At 52.9% G+C, this 22,983-nt stretch carries 17 protein-coding genes; 14 read left to right on the top strand and 3 right to left on the bottom strand.

Annotated elements, in window-relative coordinates; genetic code table 11:
- Window positions 1-50 precede the first annotated feature (50 nt).
- Window positions 51-1,679 carry a hypothetical protein gene (locus AB1L42_RS16740; protein WP_367058361.1) on the bottom strand — a complete coding sequence of 543 codons (1,629 nt, stop codon included), beginning with the start codon at window positions 1,677-1,679 and terminating at the stop codon, window positions 51-53.
- Window positions 1,680-2,090: 411 nt separating this feature from the next.
- Here AB1L42_RS16740 and AB1L42_RS16735 point away from each other — a divergent pair, with 411 nt between their 5' ends.
- The 8 genes from AB1L42_RS16735 (at window position 2,091) to AB1L42_RS16700 (ending at window position 9,139) form a co-directional block, all read left to right on the top strand.
- Window positions 2,091-3,518 (top strand): DUF1501 domain-containing protein, encoded by a 1,428-nt coding sequence (locus AB1L42_RS16735; RefSeq protein WP_367058358.1) that lies wholly within the window; start codon window positions 2,091-2,093, stop codon window positions 3,516-3,518.
- 186 nt (window positions 3,519-3,704) lie between these two features.
- On the top strand, window positions 3,705-5,765 hold the full coding sequence (locus AB1L42_RS16730) for a serine/threonine protein kinase (protein ID WP_367058355.1): 2,061 nt from the start codon (window positions 3,705-3,707) through the stop codon (window positions 5,763-5,765).
- A gap of 380 nt (window positions 5,766-6,145) precedes the next feature.
- Complete coding sequence (locus AB1L42_RS16725) at window positions 6,146-6,658, top strand: hypothetical protein (RefSeq protein ID WP_367058352.1); 513 nt, start codon at window positions 6,146-6,148, stop codon at window positions 6,656-6,658.
- A gap of 100 nt (window positions 6,659-6,758) precedes the next feature.
- Window positions 6,759-7,175 (top strand): hypothetical protein, encoded by a 417-nt coding sequence (locus AB1L42_RS16720; protein WP_367058349.1) that lies wholly within the window; start codon window positions 6,759-6,761, stop codon window positions 7,173-7,175.
- 104 nt (window positions 7,176-7,279) lie between these two features.
- On the top strand, window positions 7,280-7,777 hold the full coding sequence (locus AB1L42_RS16715; RefSeq protein ID WP_367058346.1) for a hypothetical protein: 498 nt from the start codon (window positions 7,280-7,282) through the stop codon (window positions 7,775-7,777).
- Window positions 7,778-8,004: 227 nt separating this feature from the next.
- Complete coding sequence (locus tag AB1L42_RS16710; protein ID WP_367058344.1) at window positions 8,005-8,382, top strand: hypothetical protein; 378 nt, start codon at window positions 8,005-8,007, stop codon at window positions 8,380-8,382.
- 217 nt (window positions 8,383-8,599) lie between these two features.
- Window positions 8,600-8,833, top strand: coding sequence for a hypothetical protein (locus AB1L42_RS16705; RefSeq protein WP_367058341.1), 234 nt, complete (start codon window positions 8,600-8,602; stop codon window positions 8,831-8,833).
- Between the two features lie 120 nt (window positions 8,834-8,953).
- Window positions 8,954-9,139, top strand: coding sequence for a hypothetical protein (locus AB1L42_RS16700; RefSeq protein WP_367058338.1), 186 nt, complete (start codon window positions 8,954-8,956; stop codon window positions 9,137-9,139).
- A gap of 274 nt (window positions 9,140-9,413) precedes the next feature.
- Here the strand turns inward: AB1L42_RS16700 and AB1L42_RS16695 are convergent, their stop codons facing one another.
- Complete coding sequence (locus AB1L42_RS16695) at window positions 9,414-11,117, bottom strand: S1 RNA-binding domain-containing protein (protein ID WP_367058335.1); 1,704 nt, start codon at window positions 11,115-11,117, stop codon at window positions 9,414-9,416.
- Between the two features lie 481 nt (window positions 11,118-11,598).
- Between AB1L42_RS16695 and AB1L42_RS16690 the strand changes: the two genes are divergently transcribed.
- Entirely contained in the window at window positions 11,599-12,570 is a 972-nt protein-coding gene (locus tag AB1L42_RS16690) for an SDR family oxidoreductase (RefSeq protein ID WP_367058332.1), read from the top strand.
- Between the two features lie 48 nt (window positions 12,571-12,618).
- On the opposite strand, the gene AB1L42_RS16685 is transcribed toward AB1L42_RS16690, so the two are convergent.
- Window positions 12,619-13,131: a MarR family transcriptional regulator gene (locus AB1L42_RS16685; RefSeq protein ID WP_367058329.1), complete on the bottom strand. Its 513-nt coding sequence runs from the start codon at window positions 13,129-13,131 to the stop codon at window positions 12,619-12,621.
- Window positions 13,132-13,519: 388 nt separating this feature from the next.
- On the opposite strand from AB1L42_RS16685, the gene AB1L42_RS16680 reads away from it, so the two are divergent.
- The 5 genes from AB1L42_RS16680 to AB1L42_RS16660 all read left to right on the top strand — a co-directional run bounded on the left by AB1L42_RS16680 (window position 13,520) and on the right by AB1L42_RS16660 (window position 22,949).
- Window positions 13,520-15,610 (top strand): thioredoxin domain-containing protein, encoded by a 2,091-nt coding sequence (locus AB1L42_RS16680; RefSeq protein WP_367058326.1) that lies wholly within the window; start codon window positions 13,520-13,522, stop codon window positions 15,608-15,610.
- 288 nt (window positions 15,611-15,898) lie between these two features.
- A complete protein-coding gene (locus AB1L42_RS16675; RefSeq protein WP_367058323.1) occupies window positions 15,899-16,270 on the top strand; it encodes an STAS domain-containing protein in 372 nt (123 codons plus the stop codon).
- A 301-nt stretch (window positions 16,271-16,571) separates the two neighbouring features.
- The gene (locus AB1L42_RS16670) at window positions 16,572-17,138 is read left to right on the top strand and encodes a hypothetical protein (RefSeq protein WP_367058320.1); all 567 of its coding nucleotides are present in this window, start codon (window positions 16,572-16,574) and stop codon (window positions 17,136-17,138) included.
- A 55-nt stretch (window positions 17,139-17,193) separates the two neighbouring features.
- The gene (locus AB1L42_RS16665) at window positions 17,194-19,032 is read left to right on the top strand and encodes a DEAD/DEAH box helicase (RefSeq protein WP_367058317.1); all 1,839 of its coding nucleotides are present in this window, start codon (window positions 17,194-17,196) and stop codon (window positions 19,030-19,032) included.
- A gap of 425 nt (window positions 19,033-19,457) precedes the next feature.
- Window positions 19,458-22,949: a hypothetical protein gene (locus AB1L42_RS16660; RefSeq protein WP_367058314.1), complete on the top strand. Its 3,492-nt coding sequence runs from the start codon at window positions 19,458-19,460 to the stop codon at window positions 22,947-22,949.
- Window positions 22,950-22,983: the final 34 nt, after the last annotated feature.

The following is a 22,983-nucleotide window of genomic DNA, read 5'->3' as shown; positions in this document are numbered from 1 at the left end:
TTGCGAGCGTCTGAGTTGCAGTCGGAAGTTCTAAATCGCAGGTGAAGCCACTATCTGTCGAGCGTATCGAAGTATTTCTTGATCGACTCAACGTACCCGGGAGGAATTTGCTCCTGGTCGATCACGTCATCGAGCGATTGCTGAATGTCTCCGAGGATCTGCTTGTATTCTTCATCCTTGATTTCTCCAGATTCGGAGAGCCCTTTTGTCTTCATTGAGAGCAGAATTTTGCCCTTCTGAATTGCCGACTTAGAAGTCTCGTTGACGAAACCTGTCTCGACCGAATCGTCTTCCGGAGCTTCTCCTCCTTCGCCGAAACCTTGTCCTCCCAGCCCGTCGCCGTCACCCTCACCTTCTCCGTCGCCATCACCTTCTCCCATTCCCTGACGACCGGTCATTTGAGCATAAAGTTCGGCGTAGTCTTCGAGTGTCATATCGCTCTCGAAGTCTTCTCCGTCCAAGCCACCTTCGGCGTTCATCTGCTTAGCCTGCGCGATGGCTTCAAGAGCTTTCTCCAGCTTTTGGAGATCTCGCGCTGATTGAGCGACGAGTTCCATTTCCATTTGAGCGACTTCCATCGATTGCTGAATTGACTCCATCGCTTCTTGAGAGAGTGGTTCACCCTTGGAAGCATCAAGTTGCTGCTTCACTCGCTGAAGAGCAGCGGTCAGAGCTTTTGATCCGACCTGTTTTTCTGAGAAGTCTTCCAACGCATCCAGCTTCTTCTGGATCTGACGTTCGATTTCAGTTCGTTCAATTGGATCGTCGGTTTTCGCAAGTTCTTTCAGAGCATCCGAGAGTTCGTCGAGTTCCTGTTGCAGCGGTTCAGAGTTGCCTTGCTGGAGACTCTTCTGCCACTCCCGGAACATTTCCTGGTTTTCGAGTGAGCCGAATTTCTGCTCGCTGTTCCATTTGTCAAACAGCGACTTCAACTCACCCGAGTTCAGCTTCCGGAAAATCTCCCCGATCTCTTTTTGGTGTTTGTTCAAACGCTCGAGATTGGCTTTCGGGTCAGCTTTTTCCATACGCTGAAAACCAATTTTGAGTCCTTCGACAGCTTTCTCGACTTCTTCTGAGTTCTCAGCGTCGACGTTCTTCTGGGCGAGGACATCTTTTCGCTTCTGCGTTTGCTTGGCGGACTCTTCGAGGAGTTTCTTTTGATCTTCCTCTTGTTTGGCTTCGGCGACTTTCCCAAACGGGTCGAGCGTCGGAACAAACATTGAACCAACCATCAACAGGACCAACGCCGCAACAGGCCACATGGAAAACCGTTCCCATTGAAATGGAGCGACGATTTCCGGATTCACGTTGGGAGCCAGTTTCTCCGCGTTGCGAATGACGAGCGGTCGGTATTCCGAAGAAGACTTTTCGATCGAAAGAAGTGTCAGGAACAAATCGTTGGAGGATTGTGACTGATCGATGGCAGACGCTGCTGTCCGTTCATCCGGTTTCCACGGCATCAACGCTGCTATGACTCCGCCTAAAATTGGAAGGAGGATCACCGAGCGGGGAGTGAACCAGTCGGGGAACAGACCCGTCAGCCGTCCGGTCAACAGCACAATTCCGCAAATAGCGGTCAGGACGAGTGTGACGGTGAGCATCCGGCGAAACCATTGCTGAATAGTCAACCGCGACCGAACTCGTTCCAACAGGCGGGTTGCATTTGGAAACTGTGACATAGTGACACGCACCCGGGAATTGAATGTTCGAGTGAAATTTCGAGTTGCAATCCCAAGACCTGCAGTGCGAGTGCTTTTCGAAAACACTCAACTGTCGGCAGACAGACTCGGGGCGCATTCCGGCATCATGGAAAAACTACGTACCAAGGATACGTGCTGTTGGACCGATCAACAAGAATTGTCTCAAAAAACCGCTCGACGCGAACTTCGTGAATTCCCAGAGGAACTCAAAAGGGCTGACGAAGTCTCATTTCGCCGAAGAGAGGCTGTTCGATAGAATTGTCATTGGGGTGAACCAAAGCAGCATTTCGGACCCCAAATAAGCTTTTACACTTTACGAATGACGAATGATGGTCGAAACTTGGTTTCCCACCTGAGTCCCGCCTCCATCCTCAGAATCGATGTCCCACAATGAATGGTCTTCCCTATCTTTCCCGACGTGACATGTTGCAGCGTTCCGGTCAAGGACTCGGAATGCTCGGGCTCGCTTCGCTTCTCGGAGAATCAGGCACAGCCCGCGGGGCGTCAGAGAGCCGTTCGCCCATGGCCCCTAAAGCGTCGCACTTCCCGGGGAAAGCGAAGCACGTCATTCACATCTTCTGTAATGGCGGACCGTCTCACGTCGATACGTTCGACCCCAAACCGAAGCTGACGGAATGGGCCGGCAAAGAATTGCCGATGGAGAATCTGAAGACCGAGCGGAAAACCGGAGCTGCTCTGGCGTCGCCGTATGAGTTTCGGCAGTACGGCGAAAGTGGAATTCCTGTCAGCGAACTCTTCAAAAACGTAGCGGAATCGATCGACGACATCTGCGTCGTCCGCTCGATGCATGCAGACGTTCCCAATCACGAGCCTTCTCTGATGCTCATGAATTGTGGTGACGGGCGTTTGATTCGACCAAGCTTCGGAAGCTGGTTAACTTACGGACTCGGCACCGAAAACCAAAATCTGCCGGGATTCATCGCGATGTGCCCGGGCGGTTATCCGATCACGGAAACAGCCAACTGGCGTTCCGCGTTCTTGCCCGGTGTCTATCAGGGAACCTACCTCGACACGAATCGCAAAGGGGTTGATGAGCTGATCTCAAACATTCGGAACGAGCAGCTCTCACTCGAACAGCAGCGACACCAACTCAATTTCGTGCAAGAACTGAATCGACAACATCTTTCCGAGCGTGGGCACGATCCGAAACTCGAATCGCGCATTCACTCTTTAGAGCTTGCTTACCGCATGCAGATCGAAGCTTCCGACGCGTTCGATCTCTCTCGTGAACCGGAACACATTCATCAAATGTACGGAGAAGGGGTTCACGCCCGACAGTGCTTGATGGCTCGACGACTCGTCGAACGAGGTGTCCGTTTCGTTCAACTCTGGCACGGGGCAGGGCAACCCTGGGACAATCACGATGACCTCGAACAGAATCATCGCCGCTTGGCAGGTCAACTCGACCAGCCGCTCGGAGCGCTTTTGAAAGACCTGAAGCAGCGCGGACTGCTCGATGAAACGCTCGTTCTGTGGGGAGGAGAATTTGGACGGACTCCTGTCGTCGAACTTCCCACACCTGGCGCAAATCAAGGAAAGCAAAACGGACGAGACCACAACCACCACGGCTTCACGGTCTGGATGGCAGGCGGGGGTGTCAAAGGTGGCACCGTCTACGGAGCGACCGACGAATTTGGGTTCCGCGCCGTCGAAAATCGCGTCCATGTCCATGATTTGCACGCGACGATGCTGCACCTGCTCGGTTTTGATCACGAACGTTTGACGTACCGCTATTCCGGTCGCGATTTCCGGCTGACCGACGTGCACGGGCACGTTGTCGAGGACATTATCGCGTAGAGAAAACGTGAAATGCGGCGAACATCAATAGGCGTGTGCATCTCTTGGAGAAAAAATCGAACGGCAACCCATTCGTCTTTTCGGATGGGATGAAGCTCCTCAACGTCAATGAATAAGCGTTATCGACGAAAACTCGAAAAACTGTCATGATGCGGCCGTTCGAACCCCAAGTCCATCGCCGCTGCTATGAATCGTCCTCAAAACTCGACGCCTCTTGAATCGACCCCCGTTCAAAATGAACGTGAACAGCAGGTCTCCCAGGAACTCAGCCTCCGAACTGGACGAGTTCCTACCTCTGTTGCGGGGTATGAAATTATTCGATGTCTCGGCGAAGGATCATTTGGAATGGTCTGGCTGGCCCGAGAGCGAAAAACGGGCCGACAGGTTGCGATCAAGTTCTTCACAAACCGTCGCGGTCTCGACTGGTCACTCCTGACACGCGAAGTCGAGAAACTCGCTGTCCTCGATGCCTCCCGCGATGTCGTTCGACTTCTCGACGTGGGGTGGGATCACGATCCGCCCTACTTCGTAATGGAATATCTTCCGCATGAATCGGTCGCTTCGTTGCTCGAAGATGGTCCACTGCCGATCAAACGCTCGATAGAGATCTGCGCAGCAGTGGCGCGGGCACTCGTTCATTCGCACGGTGCGGGAATTCTGCACTGCGACATCAAACCGGCCAACATTCTTCTCGATCATGCCGACGATGCCCGGCTCAGCGATTTTGGTCAGTCACGCTTATCCTCCGATCAAAGCCCAGCTTTGGGAACCTTTTATTACATGGCCCCCGAGCAAGCAGCAGTCGATGCTGTGCCGGATGTCCGCTGGGATGTTTATGCTCTCGGAGCTGTTCTCTATCACATGGTGACCGGCAATCCGCCGTACCACAGCGAGCAAACGAAGAAGCGACTATCCGCTTCGCAGAACCTTGAAGAGCGACTTCACGAGTACCGCAGAACAATCAAAAACTCTCCTCCCCCCAATGAACACCGCAGCACATCCGGTGTGGACGGAGAACTGGCTCGTTTAATCGATGATTGCCTGAACCCCGATCCTGCACAGAGAATTCCCAATGCACAGGTGGTGCTGGACCGATTAAGACAACGAGAACTCAATCGCTCGCGGCGCCCGTTGGTGTGGCTCGGCTTCCTCGGTCCGGTCTTGTTTCTATTAATGATGCTCTGGATTGCCGTCACGGCTGTTCCGGAAGCGGTTCAACAGGCAGAACAAAATCTCTACGAACGCGCATTGACCAGCGACGCCGCGACCGTGAGATTGCTAGCAGCCAGTGTCGATCAGGAACTCGCTGAACGCACCGACGAACTCGAACGACTTGCGCAACAACTCATTGCGAAAAACGGCGAACGCTCAGCAGATGGCTTCCGTCCCGATTTAGGGGAGTTCCTGACGAAGTGGAGACAGGAGAACGACGAACGCCTCAAACGCCAGCGACGAACTCTGGATATCAGCTTCTTTGTCAATGACCGCAACGGAATTCAGATTTACAGAAACCCGCACCCGGTCGATGAGAAAGAGAGTTCCGTCGGACAACGCTTCGACTGGCGAGACTACTTCCATGGTCTGGGGCGAGGTGTCGAACGAGGTCATATTGCCGGGACCGATTATACACCGCGAAAAACTCCCGGAATCTCCGGAGCTTTCCGCAGCAGCAACACGCATCAATACATGGTGGCTGTGGCAGTTCCGATCTGGAATCACGACCATACGGAAGTGATCGGCGTGCTCGCCCGGACGATTCACCTGACCGACCTGCTCAGTCAGTGGGAACGACGGATTCGGAGCGGCAATGAATCCGAAACGGGGCAGGCAAGATTCCTGTCTCTCGTCGACATGCGCGAGGGATCTCCAGTCATGCTGGATCACTCGTGGATGTCGGCCGCCAATCTCAAAGAGATTCAATCGGACGTCGAGCTTGAGAAAATTCTGGCTCTCTCCTCAGGTGAAGAGAATCAACTTGAGAGGGCAGTCAACGGAAACGGAGTGATCTCAGAGTATCACGACCCGCTTGCCGACATCGACGAGAGCTTTGAGGGAGAATGGCTGGCTGCCGTGGCGAATCTTAAGAACGTCAACTGGATTGCAGTCGTACAAGAGCGCCGGGCTGAAGCAGTCGCCCCCATGGATGAACTTCGAGACATCTTCATCCGCTACGGTCAATTAATGTTCGTCGTGTTTACAGCCATGCTGGCAGTCCTAGGCTGGCTGATCCGCCGCGTCAGCAGCTAACCCGCTAACAACTAAACGTCCGCATCAGACTCTGATATGCCATCCGGAAGTTGGTGTCGTTGTGATCGTCATCGTCTGTAATTGGCCACTCTATGTCGTAATATGAATTCTCTTAAGAGTAATCGAGTGGATCCTTCCCAAAAGGCGCTGTTCAGATCCGCGATCAAGAAGTGGCCTTAGTCGGCCGCTCGATGCCATTCGAGGAGATTCATCTCCCTAATGTCACTCACAAGATTTGTCCGACTAGTTCGCGCATCCGATTCAACGCATCTCTATTCCTCGCTTGAGATTGACTGCCGTCACTGCCCGGAATACTCTCAAGACAGATTATTGAGAGATATACCAGCTAGGACTTGGTTCTTGGGACGGAGTTTTACGCCATGCGGCCCGAATCTCGTACTCATAGGTTCGATCGATACGGGCAACCGGATCCCACCCAAGTTGCTTCGATCAAAAAAGCACTTTCCGGCTTCGGGGATGCATCTGGAGTCGCGTTTCAACTAGATACAGGTGAACGTGAAATACAACTCGACGGAGAGCTATCGACAGTGAAAACGGATGTTCATGTCGAGGGCCGCCATGATGCCCAGTATTTGAGAGGATATCCGATTCTCTCAAATACAGTTATCCCCGATGCAATATCTCGCGATGTGTTTTCGAGGCTCCAACAAAGCGAAACATATGCTCGGCACGGGCCACGCAGCTTCTTTCCAAGTTTTGGTGTTACGTTCACAAGCGGCCCTCGAATTGTTGATCTACTCTTCGGCGCCTATCTGTATGTGTACCTGTCTTCCAATCCTGTTGTCATTCGCCTAAGTAGTCATGGCGTGTCATACTTCGAGCACACTTGCCTACGGATTTTCTCGGACGACCACCGTCAGGCGGAGGCATAACAAAACGATCGAGCGGAGTCGTGGTCCGCCTGCAAACTGCAACCAACGTCTTTCGTTCATGTCCGGTTACGGCGGACGTTCTCCAATACAGGAATTGACAATGAGTTGGGATGTTTCCATCTTAAAATTCTCTCAACCTTGCGCAGCGGTTGAAGATATTCCAGATGATGAAGCTCCGCTGCCGTTGGGCACGCATCAACACGTCCATGGCGCAGTTACCAAACATTTTCCGGGAACGGACTGGAGTGATCCTGCGTGGGGCATCTTTGATTCTCGATTTGGGTCGGTTGAATTCAATCTAGGTAAAGACGATCCGGCCACCAGCTTGATGCTTCACGTTCGTGCTTCTAATGAAATCGTTACCCCAATAGTTGCCTTGTGTCTCGAGGAAGGCTGGAATGCACTCGACTGCAGCACCGGGGAGTTACTCGAGTCAGCTGAAGAACCGACGGCTGGACTTGAAGGATGGCGAACGTACCGCGATCGTGTCATCGACGACTTGCGATCGAATGAATAGAAATGCAGAGCCATCGCATGCACGGGAGCGGCGGTGGCCGGTGAAATTTGAAATCAACGTCAACTCCTGTTGCCCGCTGAACCCGGCTGTTATCGAACTGAAGAATGCCGAACACAATCGATTTATTTGACTCAACGCTCCGGGAGTCGAAACCTGAAGTCCACGCAGATATGCAGCCCGGCGTGAAGATACGGTTTGGTACGCCGGATGACTTGCGACAATGGTTTTCGTGGCGAAACGGTCAGCCTTTTCGCTCCGAGCGCGAGCTATTCGGGACATACACGTTTGTGAATTACGAAACCGCGATTGCCGAACTGTCGCACATGCGGTCTACACTCTGGAAGTCGCCACTCAATTTCCTGATTCTACTTCTCCTGAACCGTCGCGTCTTTTACACGATACCGCTTCTCACAGACATCGCAGGAGACGGTTACTGCTATGACCTTATTCGCCGCCGACCGTATTACCGATTCAAGGGGGAACGCGATGTGCCGATTCCGACGTTCGAAGACTTCCTGAGATTCTTGATCGACTACGTGCAACAAGAGTCCACTAATGGCGCCCAATCTGTCGAGGAACGCTTCCTTCAACCTCTGTATTGATCAAATGGCCCGGATAACCATGCCGTACACCGGAGCGGCGTCAACATGTTTTCCGATGGCTAACTTTACTCTCGCCGCCCGGTGAGAAAACCTTTGCTTTACGTTGCCGAAGGAGGCAACCCTGGTTTAGACTCCGAACGGGCCTTCTGCCGGTGCGCGGGCGGTTCAAAGTAATGTAGGCAGTTCACCTGTTCCAGATTGTTGATTCATTCGTTTGAAGGAATGACATGTATCGGTTCTCGCTCTTGTTTATCTGTATCTTCAGCCTGTGTTTTGCTTTGCCTGAAGCTTCGGCTGAAGACGAATTGATTGGCGCCGTATGGCATTTGAAAGTTAAGCCGCCGGGCAAGACGAAATACGAGGATCGGGGTTTGATTCGCTGTACAACAGACGGCAAAGTCTTCATCGATGGTGTCGCAGTTGGAACTCATCGAAATACAACCAACACGACTGTTGAGTTCAAAATCGACAAAGGCGGCCCCAACTGGAACGGCGTGGGCAAAGCATCAATGGTCGCGAAAGACAATTCGGTCTGGGAAGGGAAACATGTAAGAGCAAGCACGGGGGAAAAGTTTCCCTTTCGGCTCTTTTTGAAGAAAGACTGAGAGGTAACCTTTCTTGACGAGTCCGTCGGCAGCATGGATGAACCGGAGCGGCGGGCTTACACCAGACATAAGATCAAGACCTCCGGAGACAAGTAAATAACCGTGGGGTTCAACAAAGTGGCAGTTGTGGGATCGTCGTATTCACTCGGCACCCGATGATCCACGCCGGTATGCAGAACGTGAACCACTTGACCTGACTTCAGAATCAAGGGGCTTCATGGTGACACGTTCTGTTGTCTTATTGCTCGTCGGCTCAATTGTCTCACTGGTTTGGATGGGGATCGGTGGTTTGGTGAGTTACGTGCCCGGAGCGATCACGTCAAACGAGATGCAAAACATTTACCTGTCACGCATCTTTTGGTACGGATCGCTTTCGAGTCTCCTGCAATTTGCTGCAATTGCATTGATCGGAGCGGGGCGAAATCGATCAACGGTTACGAGGAAGGAGTGAGAACAATGGAGAGCATTTCTTCGGATGCCCGGACATGATGCTCGTGGCTCATCCGCGAGCGTCATTATCCAAAAGCGAAAGTCACGTTCTCACAATCAAACAAGTCTGCAGACGCTAATTATGCCAACCAAAGCAAAAGTCTTCTTCATTTTGGCTGCCGTTCTAACGACAAGTGCTTTGTCGGCAATCGGTCGCGGAGATCCCCGCGGGGGACTCGCGTACAAGATTGGTTACGTTTTCGGATTGTTCTTACTTCCAACGATCTTCTTAATCGGCGGTCTCATAGCGAGGAAGTCGTCGAAGTAATTCGTTTGTTGCCCCAAGGAGGACCATTGCGATGCTGGCATCTACTTCACGGCTCTCGTCGCCGAACAACAATTGCATGAACCGTAAGAGCGGTGTTGAGATCGCCTTATTTTCCCAGCACCCGCTGGTCAACTCTGGAACATCTTTCGTTGCGCTAGAAACCCGCTCCACACGGCTACTCCTCACGTTGAATCGAGGGGCAAAACGAGTTGCCTTCCTCGCGTTAGGCGAGAAGGGAATCGCACGTGTTTGTAGAGGCAACCCTGTAGGCGATTTATCCGTTGAAGTCGTTGGGATTACCGAACAGTCCTCCGCCGCCGGTTGAGCCGGTTCCGCCTTTGAGCGGGCCTTTGCGTTTGCGTTCGTACTTTTCGACTGGTGCTTCTTCGACTTTCGGGCGATCGACCGGCTCGGGTTTGGCTGTCAATGCTTTTACTGACAGGCTGATTCGCTTCTTGCCGGGGTCGACTTCGAGAACCTGGACTTCTGCCATGTCGTCGACGTTCAGGATCTCGGTCACGCGTTTGACCCGGCGATGGTCCAATTCGCTGATGTGGACGAGTCCTTCAATTCCAGGTTCGAGTTCGACGAATGCTCCGAAAGTTTCAACACGAGTGACGCGACCTGTAACAGTCGAGCCTTTTTCGTATTTGCTTTCCGCGACGCGCCAGGGGTTTTGCGTCAGCTGTCGCATGCCGAGGCTGATTTTTTCTTTCTCGCGATCGATGCTGAGAATTTTGACTTCGATCTCCTGCCCTTGTGAAATGATTTCGCTCGGGTGTTCGATTCGAACCCAACTCATCTGCGAGATTGGGAGAAATCCGTCGAGTCCACCGAGATCGATGAACGCTCCGTAATCTTTGATCGTTTTGACAGTTCCTGTTCGGACCTGATCAGTTTTCAGTTCGCCGAGGACTTCTTTCTTCTGCTCGTCGCGGCGTTGCTTCAGGACTTTTCTGCGGCTGAGGACGAGATTCTTTTTCTCAGGCTTTAGTTCTGTCACTGCGACAGTCAGTTTGCGACCGACGAAAACTTCCATGTCTTCCACGAAACCGAGGTCGACCTGGCTGGCGGGAATGAATCCGCGGAGGCTTCCGACGGTGACTTCGAGTCCACCTTTGTTCGTCTTCTTGACGACGCATTCGACCATCTGGCCTTTGGTGAGCAGGTCCCAGTCGCCACTGACCACAGCCGACGTGCGACCTGGAATGCGGGCCATGATCAGCCCTTCGGCTTCGTCGACTTTATCGAAGATGACTTCAATTTTTTCGCCTTCGTTCGGAAGTGGTGTGCTTCCGAACTGTCGAACCGGAATCGCTCCGCTGAGTCGCAATCCGAAATCGACAAAGACGTAATCTGCTGCGTTGGATTGAACAATTCCGCTCAACTTCTGGCCGGGCTCAAGATCTTCAACGTTGACCACTCCAGCAGCTGCGGCATCTGGATCGGATGACGAAGAACTTTCTGAGCCGGACATTGCTTCTTCAATGGCCGCTTCGATCGAAGCATCAATGGCAGACTTTGCAGGCACTTCGACAGCACCTTTGGGGTCTTCTGAATCTGATGTGGATGAAGGATTCGATTCGTATCCGGAAATCGCTTTCGCGACTTCTGCTTCGATGTCTTCATCCGTTGCGGTTGGCAATTCGACTGGTCCTGAAGGGACAGCTTGCACTGATCCTGTTTCTGCACCGATTGACGGAACGGGTCTTGCGTCTTCTGGTGTTGCTTTCGGATTGAGAGAAACCTTCCGCTTGCTGGTTTCTTCTGCGGTCTCACCTGCTGCTGGAGCTGGAGTCTCCGCAGGATCTGCAGCAGCTCCGACAGATGGAGCTGAGGCTTCTGATGATTCGCTTTCGGCTCCCGCAGCCTGTTGCTGTTCAGCGTTCTCGGAAGCTGAGGATTGACTCGCTTCAAGCTGCTGAGAAGAATCGTTCGCGGTGTTCTTTTCCTGCGGGGCACTTTGTTCGGTGCTCATTCCGTCAACCTAAAATCAATTCCAGTAACCAAGCGGTAATCAGGAGACATGTCGAAATTGAAACGTCGAGGTGGTTCGATAGCCACCTACGAGGACTAGTGCACATCGAGATCAAAACACTGTCAAGAGATGAAATCGGTGCGCGACGTGATTGTCAGTAAAAAACCAGCTTGAACGCAAGGGTTTGGGAAGAGTTTGCGGCGGGAAATTCAAGGAACGTTGCGGGAACCCGTCATTCCGAGAGTGATCAGATGCCAGAAACCGATTATTGAGGCCAATTCATGGCATGTCGGTGGGAGTTTTCGGTTTCGAAAGAGAGCGGAGGAATGGTGCTCACAAAGCAGCTTTTGTGTTGAGATGACACCACAATCTCTCAGGACTCTGACACTCCTGTGTTTGTTAAACGACTGAGAAGTTTCATTCGCTGCCGAGATCGAGTCCAATCGCGAGGGGAGACTCTCTTGGATCAGAAAGACTGAACATGACAAAGAACAGCGCCGATCCCATTTGTCTGGTGACGGGAGGAGCTGGATTCATCGGGTCGCATTTAGTGACGAGGCTGGTGAACGATGGCTATCAGGTTCGGGTTCTCGACAATCTCAGCACTGGAAACCTGGACAACATCAAATCGGTTTCCCAAGAAATTGAGCTGTTCGAAGGAAGCCTTCTTGATCGTCCTCTGCTCGACAAAGCGTTGAAAGACGTGCGATACGTTTTTCACGAGGCGGCACTTCCTTCTGTTCCGATCAGCTTGAAAGATCCACTCGCAACTCATGAAATGTGTGCCACGGGAACGTTGAATCTCTTGGACGCGAGTCGTCAGGCTGGGGTGCAACGACTCATCTATGCTGCATCGAGTAGTGCCTACGGTGAGTCCGAAACTCTTCCACACCGTGAAGACGCTCCAACAGCTGCTCTGTCTCCGTATGCGGCAGCGAAGCTGGCGGGAGAACTTTACTGTCAGTCGTTCACCGCTTCTTACGGGTTTGAAACTGTTCGCCTGCGGTACTTCAACGTGTTTGGTCCGCGCCAGGATCCCGGGAGCCCGTATTCAGCCGTCATTCCGCTATTCATCACCGCAATCTTGAACGGCAAACGCCCCACGATTTTCGGAGACGGTTCGCAGACCAGAGACTTCATTTACGTCGAAGACGTTGTGAATGCCAACGTCGCTGCGATGAAGGCTCCGTCTGCTGTCGCTGGAGGCGTTTTCAACGTCGCTTCTGGGGAATCCATTTCAATTCGAGGACTGGCTACGAAGATCAGCCAGTTCATGAATGCTGTAGACGATCCACAGTTCGAAGCAGCACGTTCCGGTGAAATACAACACTCCTGGGCTGAGACAGCAGTAGCACGGGAAGCTCTCGATTTCGTGGCGCAATACTCGTTCGACGATGCTCTTCAACAAACGATCGATGCGTTTGTCGGCGAAGCGAACACGTCGCAGGCGTGAAGCTCTTAATCGTGTTTCAGGCAGACTGATTGCGTCTTGAAGATCGTGTCAGTCGTTGAGAGTGTCGTCTTCTGACTGCTCAATGCACGGAATTGGGATCGCGAAGCCTGACTCATCTTCTAGCGAGACAGTTTCGTCGAGGTTCTGAATCATCCGCTCGCAGATGTCCTTGAACAGGTGCAAATCTTCTGACGTCAGCCCGGAAACGGCTTGACGTCGAATCTCATGAGCAATTTCTGAGGCGCGATTCCAGACTTCGGTCGCTTTGTCTGTCGGATGAAGCGTGTTCTTTCTCCGGTCTTGATCACACGGACGGCGGACTAACAGCCCGGCTTTCTCCATACGATTCAAGATTCCAGCCAACGTGTGAGGTTCAATTCCCAATTGCTCTGCCAGGACAGACTGCGAACCGCAGCCGCGCGACGAAAGCCACGCCAGGACTTCCCACTGTCGGATCGTGATTCCCTCTGGTGCGAGACGGGCGTCGAGAGTCTTACGAAAGACATGAGACGCTGCGCATACCCAATACGCGACGCTGTTTTCCCAGTCATAATTGAGCATCAGAGAGGAGCTCCGTAACGTGCGCGATGTGAGGGGATTTTCCCCGGGAGATGTGAATTGTTCAGAAAAAAGAGAAGGATAGAGTCTAAATTATCACTCGAATTCCCTGCAAGCAGCGATTCTATAAACCAGACATTTCCTTCAGATTGACTAAACGTTCTGAACTTCGTGGCTGCGTTGTCTTTGTACGTCTCTGCTTTGTGAAATCAAGCCCGTTTTCTTGAGGATCGTCTCAGCAGGGTGTTGATGTTCTGCCCGAGATCGTGACACTGAATGAAGAGTAATCAGGTCCGGTGAACAAAGTCGTCGGCATCACGGGCTCTGTTTCCATGCCAGGTGGGCACAGTCACAAGACAACAATGACCAACTGAAAGTCTGCGCAGACATCATGAGTGACAGCAACACGGCAGCACGGACTCCCGGAAGCCCAAATCGTCTTAGTGACGAAACGAGTCCGTATCTTCTGCAGCATGCAAACAACCCGGTCGACTGGTATCCGTGGTCCGAGGAAGCGTTTCGACTCGCAGAGGAAACCGACCGACCCATCTTTCTCTCTGTGGGTTACAGCGCATGTCACTGGTGTCATGTGATGGAGCATGAGAGCTTCGAAAACGAAGAGATCTCGGCGATTCTCAACGAGTCCTTCGTGTCGATCAAAGTCGACCGGGAAGAACGACCGGATGTTGACCAGATTTACATGACGGCGGTTCAACTGATCACACGTCGCGGAGGATGGCCGATGTCGGTCTTCATGACTCCGGATGGACGTCCATTTTACGGGGGAACATATTGGCCGCCGACTTCTCGCATGGGCATGCCCGGATTTCGAGACATCTTGCTGAAGCTGCGGGACTATTGGCACAACAAGAAAGATGAAGTCGAGACAAGTGCCGATCAACTCGCCGAAGCGATTCAGGAGATGGCTGCCCCAGTTTTCCAAACAGCGAAGCTTGGAGAGGAGACTTTGCAGGCAGCGGTCGAAGGATTGATGCGGATTGCTGACCGCAAACATGGTGGATTCGGAGGATCACCCAAGTTTCCACATCCGATGGATCTTCGATTCCTGCTGCGAGGTTGGGATCGCTTTGGTGATCAAGAGGTATTGGATGTCATTCAATTGACTCTCAAGAAGATGTTCGCAGGCGGGATCTACGATCAACTCGGCGGCGGCTTTCATCGTTATTCAACCGACGCGTACTGGCTGGCTCCGCATTTCGAAAAGATGCTTTACGACAATGCGTTGCTGGTGCCCGTCTATCTCGAAGCTTGGCAAATAACTGGAGATCAGGAATATGAAACCTGTGTCCGAGAGACTCTCGACTACGTCTTACGGGAGATGACAAGCGAGCTGGGAGGATTCTACAGCACTCAGGATGCAGACACCGAAGGGGAAGAAGGTCGATTCTTTGTCTGGAGTGCGGATGAAATTTGGCAGTTGCTCGGAGATCGCGAAGCTGAGATTTTCAGTGCAGCTTATGACGTCTCTCAAAACGGCAATTGGGAGGGGCACTCGATCTTAAATCGCCCGAAACCGCTCGATCAGGTTGCTCGAGAGCTGAGCATCGAAGTCGAAGAGCTACACAAAAGCCTCGATCGGTCGCGTTCGATCTTATTCGAAGCTCGTTCCAAACGAATTGCACCAGCCCGTGATGAGAAAGTTCTGACAGCCTGGAACGGAATGATGATCTCCGCGTTCGCGCAGGCGGGTGTGGCATTCAACGAGTCGAAGTATCTCGATGCTGCTCAAGCTGCAGCTGACTTCTTTAGGCTTCACATGAAAGGCAGCGGCAACGAACTATTGCACAGCTACAAAGATGGTCGGTCTCGTTTTCGTGGGTATCTCGATGATTATGCTTGCCTCATCGATGGCCTCGTGGAACTGTTTCAAGCGACTGGATCGGACCAGTACCTCGAGGAGAGCCTCGAGCTTGCAGATGTTATGATCGCAGAGTTCTGGGACCCCGAGCAGGGTGGATTCTTCTACACCGGGAACGATCATGAAAAGCTGATCGCGCGAACCAAAGAAGTGCAGGACAACGCCGTCCCGAGCGGCAACGGAATGGCCGCAACGGCACTCGTCAAACTCGCCCACTTGACCGGTCGATCTGATCTAATGGAACGAGCGACCAGCACGCTCGATTCATTCGGAGAATTGTTGGCAGATCGTCCGCAGGCAGTGGGACAGGCACTTATCGCCCTCGATCTGGTTGTCGGGCCAAGTCGTCAGATTGTGCTCGTGGAATCTGACGACGAAAAGGACTCTTCGAAGCTGGGAGAATGGGCTCGCCGTCAGTTTCTTCCGAGGACGACGGTACTCTGGAAGTATCAGTTCGTCGACTCGCAAGGCATTCCCGATCTCATCGCTGGAAAAGAGATGATCGATGGCGCGACCACAGCATATCTGTGCGAGGGAGGGGCGTGTCAGGCACCGGTCACGAGCGTTGAGGATCTTGAGCGTCAAATTCGGAATAATCCGTAAAAACTGATTGGCATACCGTGGAATGCGAATTTCGATGACGCCCTAAGAGAGGAGGATCTCGATGCGTCGATGACACGCTATGATTGGGGCAACTTCAACAACAGATCGGTCCAGTTTTCTCATGCGCAGTGTCCATGAACTCTGCGTAAATCGAGAAAACCATTGGTCTTGAGAAGAAGCTGTTAAGAAGAAAGCGCCAATCTGTGGAATGGCGGCGTTTCGTGATTCAAGAAAGTCAAAAGGATCAGTAGAATCAAATTGGTTCTACGTTCAGTCGATATGGCAACGATGCAACATCTGAATATTTTTCGAGTCGAAAAGATTGGCGATGCGCTCGTTGTCACACCGAGTGGGGAAGTCAGCTCATTCCGGTATCAGGACATCCATCAGGAAGCGAACACGATTCGCGGCGAAATCGCCCGCAAGAATGCGAAGAACCTGGTGTTGAATCTCGCGGAACTTGAGTACTTCGGTTCAGAATTTATTGGCTCGCTCGTTTCGATGCTGCGAGAAACCCGTATGCGACGCGGAACTGGTTGTTTTTGTGCTGCGAACGATCAGATGTTGAAAGTTTTGCAAAACATGAGCCTGTTCAAGCTCTGGCCATACTACAACACCGTTTCTGAAGCCTTGGCCGCTCTCGAAGAGCCGAAACAGTAATCTCTGGCCTTCGCCTCATTGAATGGACATTGTTTCTGACCGGTCCCTTGATCCGGTTTTGAGAAGACCGTTTCGGGAAATGCTTGTGATGGAATCCGGTTTTCGTCAAGTTCCCGCGGACTTCCAGCTGCGACGTGAACATTCTCTCAGCTAACCCAATCGATTGATAAGTCTTGATCGATCAAAGTGTTACGGGGAAATCGCACGGGCAGGTTGCGACTTCTGGAAGGACGGGAGGGTTCGACGTTGTCGGGCTCAAGTTCTCCGCGATTCTGGACGATTTCTCCAAGAGCAGAGGGTGATGGATGAAACCCTCTCAAAGACCGAGACAGTCGACGGAGTGGCGATGGCGGCGAAGACGGATCAAGAGCGATTCCATTTGGGATTTCTGTGGGTTGCAGAGACGAATCTCGGATTCGTTGGGGGACTGCTTGTCACCAACCATCGCGGCAGGCCACTGGAATTCCAGTGTACGACCCCGGTCAAAGCAAACCGCACTCAGGAAATTCTATACGGTAATTCGCTGAAGCCGTTCCTCTTTGGAGAGTTGATCGGGAAAACTCTCTGCGAACGTATCTCTGTTCACCCGGATCTCATTATCGTTCAGCAGGACGAACTGATGGAGCTGCGGAGCCATCAGAAAACGCCGGTTGTCTATCTGCTTCCCGAGGACTGCCGAGATTTGCCCGACGAAGATCGGGTTCAAATCGGGAATCAGTCCGTCCGCTTTAATCCCGAGTTTCCAGAAGATGTCGATCAGATTCGCGAGCGGGCTCGTCTGATCAGTGCAGACGCCGATTTGGAAGAGCCGCTCGATCGTGTCCGCGAAGCATTGAACGAAACAGTCAAGGTCCAAACCGTTGCCTGATTCTCAGAACGCTCCCGAATCTCACTCGGAAACTTCTCGTGACAGAGAGACACAAATGGACTCTCCCACGTTGAGTCACGCGCTTCCGCTTTCGATCGACATTCCAGAGACGTCGATGTCCGATGTCGGAATGCGCTCGCCGAACGTGGTGATCACCGGCATGAATGGAGCTCTGAAGCGCGCCCCTCAAGTCGGCGTTGGAACGCAGTCTCTCACGACACCAGTCGGCTTTGTTCCTCGCTGGAAACCGTTCTGGCCGAAGGTCAACGTCTTCGGTTTGCAGTTTCCCGATGCCATTGAGTTTCTTCAGCCGACCGAAAAGGAGTCTGAAGAACTCGTCAGCATTGAAGCTCCGCGTAAGCCTGAAAAGAAACCGTCCGGGGCTCCGCGCAAACCGACCCGGATCAAGCCGCCCAGCGATGCGCTGTCGATTCAGGATCGCCTGTTTTACGTGCTTCAACCTCCTCTTGAGTCCTGGCTGCGCGGGCAGGAACTCATCATGCCTTTCGAGCCGTTTCCCTATCAGTACGAAGGGATTGCCTGGCTGTTTTCTCAGGAGTCCGCTCTTCTTGCTGACGAAATGGGCCTCGGGAAAACGATGCAGATGATCACGGCCGTCCGCTTACTTCTCCGGTCCGGGCAGGTTCGACGAGTGCTGATGGTCTGTCCGAAACCGCTCATTCCCAACTGGCAGCGAGAGTTCAAGCTGTGGGCGGAAGAAATTCCAGTGACTCCCGTCGAAGGGGATGCAAATCGTCGCAAAATGATCTGGCAGATGCCCGGCTCAGCCGTCCTGCTGGCGAACTACGAACTCGTGGTACGTGACTTTCAGGCGATGCACCCGGATGACCATCCCATGTTTGACCTCGTCGTGCTCGACGAAGCACAGCGAATCAAAAATCGAGAGTCGGTGACCGCGCAAACGATTCATTCGATTCCGCGAAAACGCAGCGTTTGTCTGACCGGAACACCGATTGAGAACCGGGCAGAGGAGATGATCTCCCTGTTCCAGTTCATGAACGTGGTCCCCGCTCATGCCTCTCCCGATATCCGCCAACTGTCGCAACTGAGTGAGGAATATATCCTCCGGAGAACGAAGGATCTCGTCGCCAAAGATCTGCCGCCGCGCATTGATCGGGATGAAGTCATCGAACTGGCACCGGGACAGGAATACGCCTACAAAGTCGCTGAGAATGAGGGCGTCATCCAACTCGATGGGCTCGGCGAATCGATCACGATTCAACACGTCTTCGAACTCGTTCTGCGCTTGAAGCAAATCTGTAATGTCGACCCGTTCACGGGCGAGTCTTGTAAAGCAGATCGACTCGTTGCAGACATGGAAGAGATCGCTGCTTCTGGCGGAAAAGCCATTCTGTTTAGTCAATGGACGAAAACTCTCGACTGGCTCGAAGGCAAAACCAAACAGTTCGGTTGCCTGAAGTACCATGGGGGAATTCCGACCAAGGATCGTGAACCCATTCTCGACCAGTTCAAGCATGATCCGAACTCTCATCTGATTCTGATGAGTTACGGGACAGGTGCGGTCGGGTTAAATCTGCAGTTTGCCGGGTATGTCTTCCTGTACGATCGCTGGTGGAATCCAGCTGTTGAAGATCAGGCGATCAACCGGGCGCACCGCATTGGGGCGACAGCATCGCAGATCATTGTCAGCAAATTCATTTGCAAAGACACGATCGAAGAGAGAATCGATAAGGTCCTGCAGCAGAAGCGAGAACTATTCCATCGCGTGCTGGGCGAAGGGGACAACGAGAACCACTCGCTCAGCATGAACGCTGGGGAGATCTTCGGGCTGTTCGACCTGAAAGCCCGCAAAGGGGGAGAAACAAAGTCCATCGGACCGAAACAACCCGCTCAAGACTCTCACGCTGCTTAGAGAGATCGCCTGTCTCTAAAACCCTCGGACTCGAGACTCCTTACCGTCCGGAAATGGTATGAGCGCGTTCTCTCGCTTCTTCTCATTGCGGAATTCCAACGTCTCTCGAGGAATTCTCACGCTTCAACTCAGCAGCTGCTGAAATAAGCGTTTTCAGGGCATGATTCGCTTGCAAGTGAAGGTCCTGAATCGGCCTGAATTCCTTCTCTTTGACGTCGTCCGGAAAGACATTCTGCGCTCTTTCCGCACGGGGGACTTTGTCAAAATTCAGTAAAAGATAGTGAAAAGATGAAGACGGACGGCTGCTATTGGCGTCAAAATCTCTAACCTTCCTCTGTGGAACCTGCTTTGCGCAGTTTCTGCAGTTTGCGAAATTGGATTCCGCAAACTCACGTCGCAGTGACTCAGTCGACTAGGCATCTCCCATGAAAAAAACTGCACGCTCGCGTTTTTTCATCGCTTTTCTCTGTTCATTTGTCGCACTCGCATCGCCGGGGTTTTCACAGGACGAAAGCCTGGATGACGTCGCAGGTGACACGCCAGACGTTGTGGCGGAAGAGACAACCGCGGATGAAACAGCCACGCAGGAGATCGCTCCTGTGGAAGTCTTGAACGAGAGCGGTGAGCGGATCATCTACATCCCTTTCAAAGATTTCGAAAGTGCGTTCGGCAATCCCAACTCGAATGTCATTCTTCCGTTTTCGGAGTACGAAAAAATGTTGGCTGCCTGGAAGGCGGCGCAACAAAGAACAGAGTCACCGGACGCTGTTCTGTCTCAGATCGGCTATACGGTGACGATCGATGGTGAGATCGCTCGCGTTCGTGCCGAATTGCAGGTGAACGTTCTGAAAGAGGGTTGGGTCGAACTTCCCATTCAATTCGGAGCGGCCGCCGTTGGGCAAGTCACGGGGGATGACGTTCTGCTCCGCGGAGTCGGCAACGGTCAGTATGCGTTGCTCTTTCAAACACCGGGCGAGAAGAGCGTTTCGATCGACCTCGCTGTCCGCGTGAAGCAGTCACCCGATGGACAGGAAATTTCTTTTCAGACGCCTCCTGTAGCTGTGACGACGCTTGATGTCACCGTACCGAGAGAAGGGCAGGCGATTGAAGTTACACCACAAATCGTGGAAGTTGCCGGGGATGGAGACGAAGCCCCTGAAGGCACGACGAGAATGCAGGTCAATGTCGGGGCGACGGACACCATCCGCATTCAGTGGCATCCGGAAGCCAGCTTGCAACCGGAAATGAACCTGCTGGCAAGTGTCGAAAATCAGACGCTGGTGACGATCGAGGATGGTTTGATTCATACGGATGCTTACCTCAAGTATGAAATTCTGCGAGGAACGATGGAGGGTTGCAGAGTTGCAGTGCCTGCCTCGCATCGAATTCTGGACGTGACCGCTTCGAGCCGAATCAAAAACTGGCAGGTCGTCGAACAGGACGGACAGCAAATCGTCGACGTGGAATTTCTCTCTGCCATCGAAAACGGGCTGAATCTTGAACTCCACACAGAACGAAAACTCGATGCTGCCGATATCAGCATTGCTGGTTGGCAGGAAGGGCAACCAGCGGAGGGAATTCATGCGATGGACGTCGTCCGTGAAAGCGGACAAATCGCCGTTCGCCATGCTTCGGACATCAGCCTGACCGTGCTGGAACAGCAAGGTGTCGTACGCATCGAACCTTCAGCAGTGGGTGAAAAACTCGCCGGTTCGAATGCGCTGACCTACAAGTTCTACTCTCCTGAGTTTTCACTGAAGGTGAATGCCAAGGCGGTCGAGCCACGACTGATTGTTGGCAATCGGATCGTTTTGACGTTTCAGGACGATGAACTCGACGTCGTAAACACCTTGAACTACTCCGTGGAACGGATGGGTGTCTTCGAGTTGAAACTGCAACTGCCGGAGAACCTGCAAGTCGACGACGTCATCTCGCCGCGACTCAAGGAATTCAATGTCAGCGAAGAGGGACGGTTGTTGACCGTCACGCTGCTAGAACGGACTCAAGGGGAATTCCCGGTGGAGATTCGAAGCCATCGCGACCTGACGGACTCCGGAGAGGCAGAACCTCTTCCGCTCATCGAACCGCTTGGAGTGGAACGCGAGACCGGCACAATTCAGGTCTTCGCTCGGACAGCGATTGAAGTCATTACAGAGACTGAACAGCTGGAAGGAGTTCAGCCCGTTCCGACATCGATGGAAGCCAGAAACGACGTTCGCCTGAATTCAGCATGGAGTTTCACACGACGTCCGATTGTGATTCCCGTTAGAACGGAACGAAAACCAACGCGTTTGTCTGCCTTCGTCGGGACGACGATTTCAGTTCAGGATGAATTGACACAGGTGCGAACTCAACTGGATTACCTGATTGAATACTCGGGCTTGAACACGTTTCGTTTCGAAGTTCCGGAAGCGATTTCGGATTCCATTCAAATCGAGATTGCCGGAGGTGATCAACAGTCGTCCCCGATTCAACAAAGAACATCAGGAGACCCGGTCGACGGATGGGTTCCCTGGACAATTATCACTCAACGGGATGTGGTCGGACTACAGCGATTTATCATCACCTACGATATCGATCAACCAGAAGCTGAGTCAGAAGAGGCTGATGCAGAATCTGATTCAGAGAGTTCCGCAGAGACGACGACGACCATTCAACTGATTCGACCGCTCGGGCTAGTGGACAGCGACGGAGAATCAACAACAACCCTGGCACAATCGCAAGGGGAAGTTGTCATCGACAAAGAACGGTCTCTTTCAATTGCAGCGAGTGGAACGGGCGGTGGACTCGAGCAAATCGATCTCCGCGAACTTTCGCGTCTCCCACAAAATGGGACGCTGGCTTTCCGCTACTTCCGTTCTGATGCTGACGATCGACCGAGTGTTGAGGTTGCACAGTCACGGCATGACATTCAGGAAGTGGTTTCAACAATTGTGCCTCGCGGTCTCGTCGAGATTGTGACCGGCGAAGATTCCGAGGGGACGTATCGCTGCCGGTATCTTGTGAAGACAACGGAACGACAGCGGCTTCTCGTCTACCTTCCGGTTGATCTCGAAGTCCTCGGGACTTTCCTGAATGAGCGCGAAGTCTCGCTTGAGATCGCAGACGTTCCAGCATCGGAATCCGTCGGCGAAAACCTGACTCCGTTTTGGGTGAATGTCGCGAGAACAGAGTCGTCGGACGAAGACTTTCTGCTGACGTTTCAGTTCTTGTGGAAGCTTCATCCGGCGCTGGGAGAAAGTGCGTTCGGTCGTGGCGAAATGCTTCTTCCTCTGCCGGTCATCGGTCGAGGTGGATCGGCGGTTGTGCAGGAGTTGAAAGTCGCGATCTGGGTTCCTGAGAAATACGCACTCGTCGGCGATCCCGAAAACTTCCATCTGCAAACACGTCGGCGAGCAGGCGACGTGCTGATTGGCGCGACTGCTGATCGACAGGTGGGCGGACTCGAAAAGTGGGTCAGCAACGGACACACTTGTCCGGTGAGCGTTGCACAATTTCCGACCGATGGCCGTGTGCCTTACGTTTACAGCAATCTCGGAGGGGCGAAGAGCGTCACCGTCCGCTGGTGGAATCAGGTCGTCATGACGCTGATCGTCAGCCTCGCAGTCGGCGTGATTGGCTGGTTGCTTTTGAAAACGAGTTGGGAAAACAAACTCGGCATGCTGCTGATCGCTTTCTTCGCGGCAGCACTGTACGGAATCTCGGACAGCCACGCACTCAGTCAGGGACTGCACGCTGCCCGATTTGGGCTGATGCTCCTCATCGGGTTGTGGATCATTCACTGGATCTTCCAACTCATTCGCGGTGTTCAGTCGACCTTCGCAACGGCAGGAGCATCTGCAGCGGCAGCGACGCCGGTCAACACCGAAGCTTCCGGTTCATCGCCCCCGGCAGCGGAGCGGCAAGACAAAAACTAGCGCGACTTGCGGTGGACGTTTTTCTGCTGTCTGT

This window comes from Thalassoglobus sp. JC818 (assembly GCF_040717535.1).
Taxonomy (GTDB): Bacteria; Planctomycetota; Planctomycetia; order Planctomycetales; family Planctomycetaceae; genus Thalassoglobus.
Note: the sequence above shows the minus strand (reverse complement) of the source record. Positions and strands in the feature narration are given on the sequence as shown.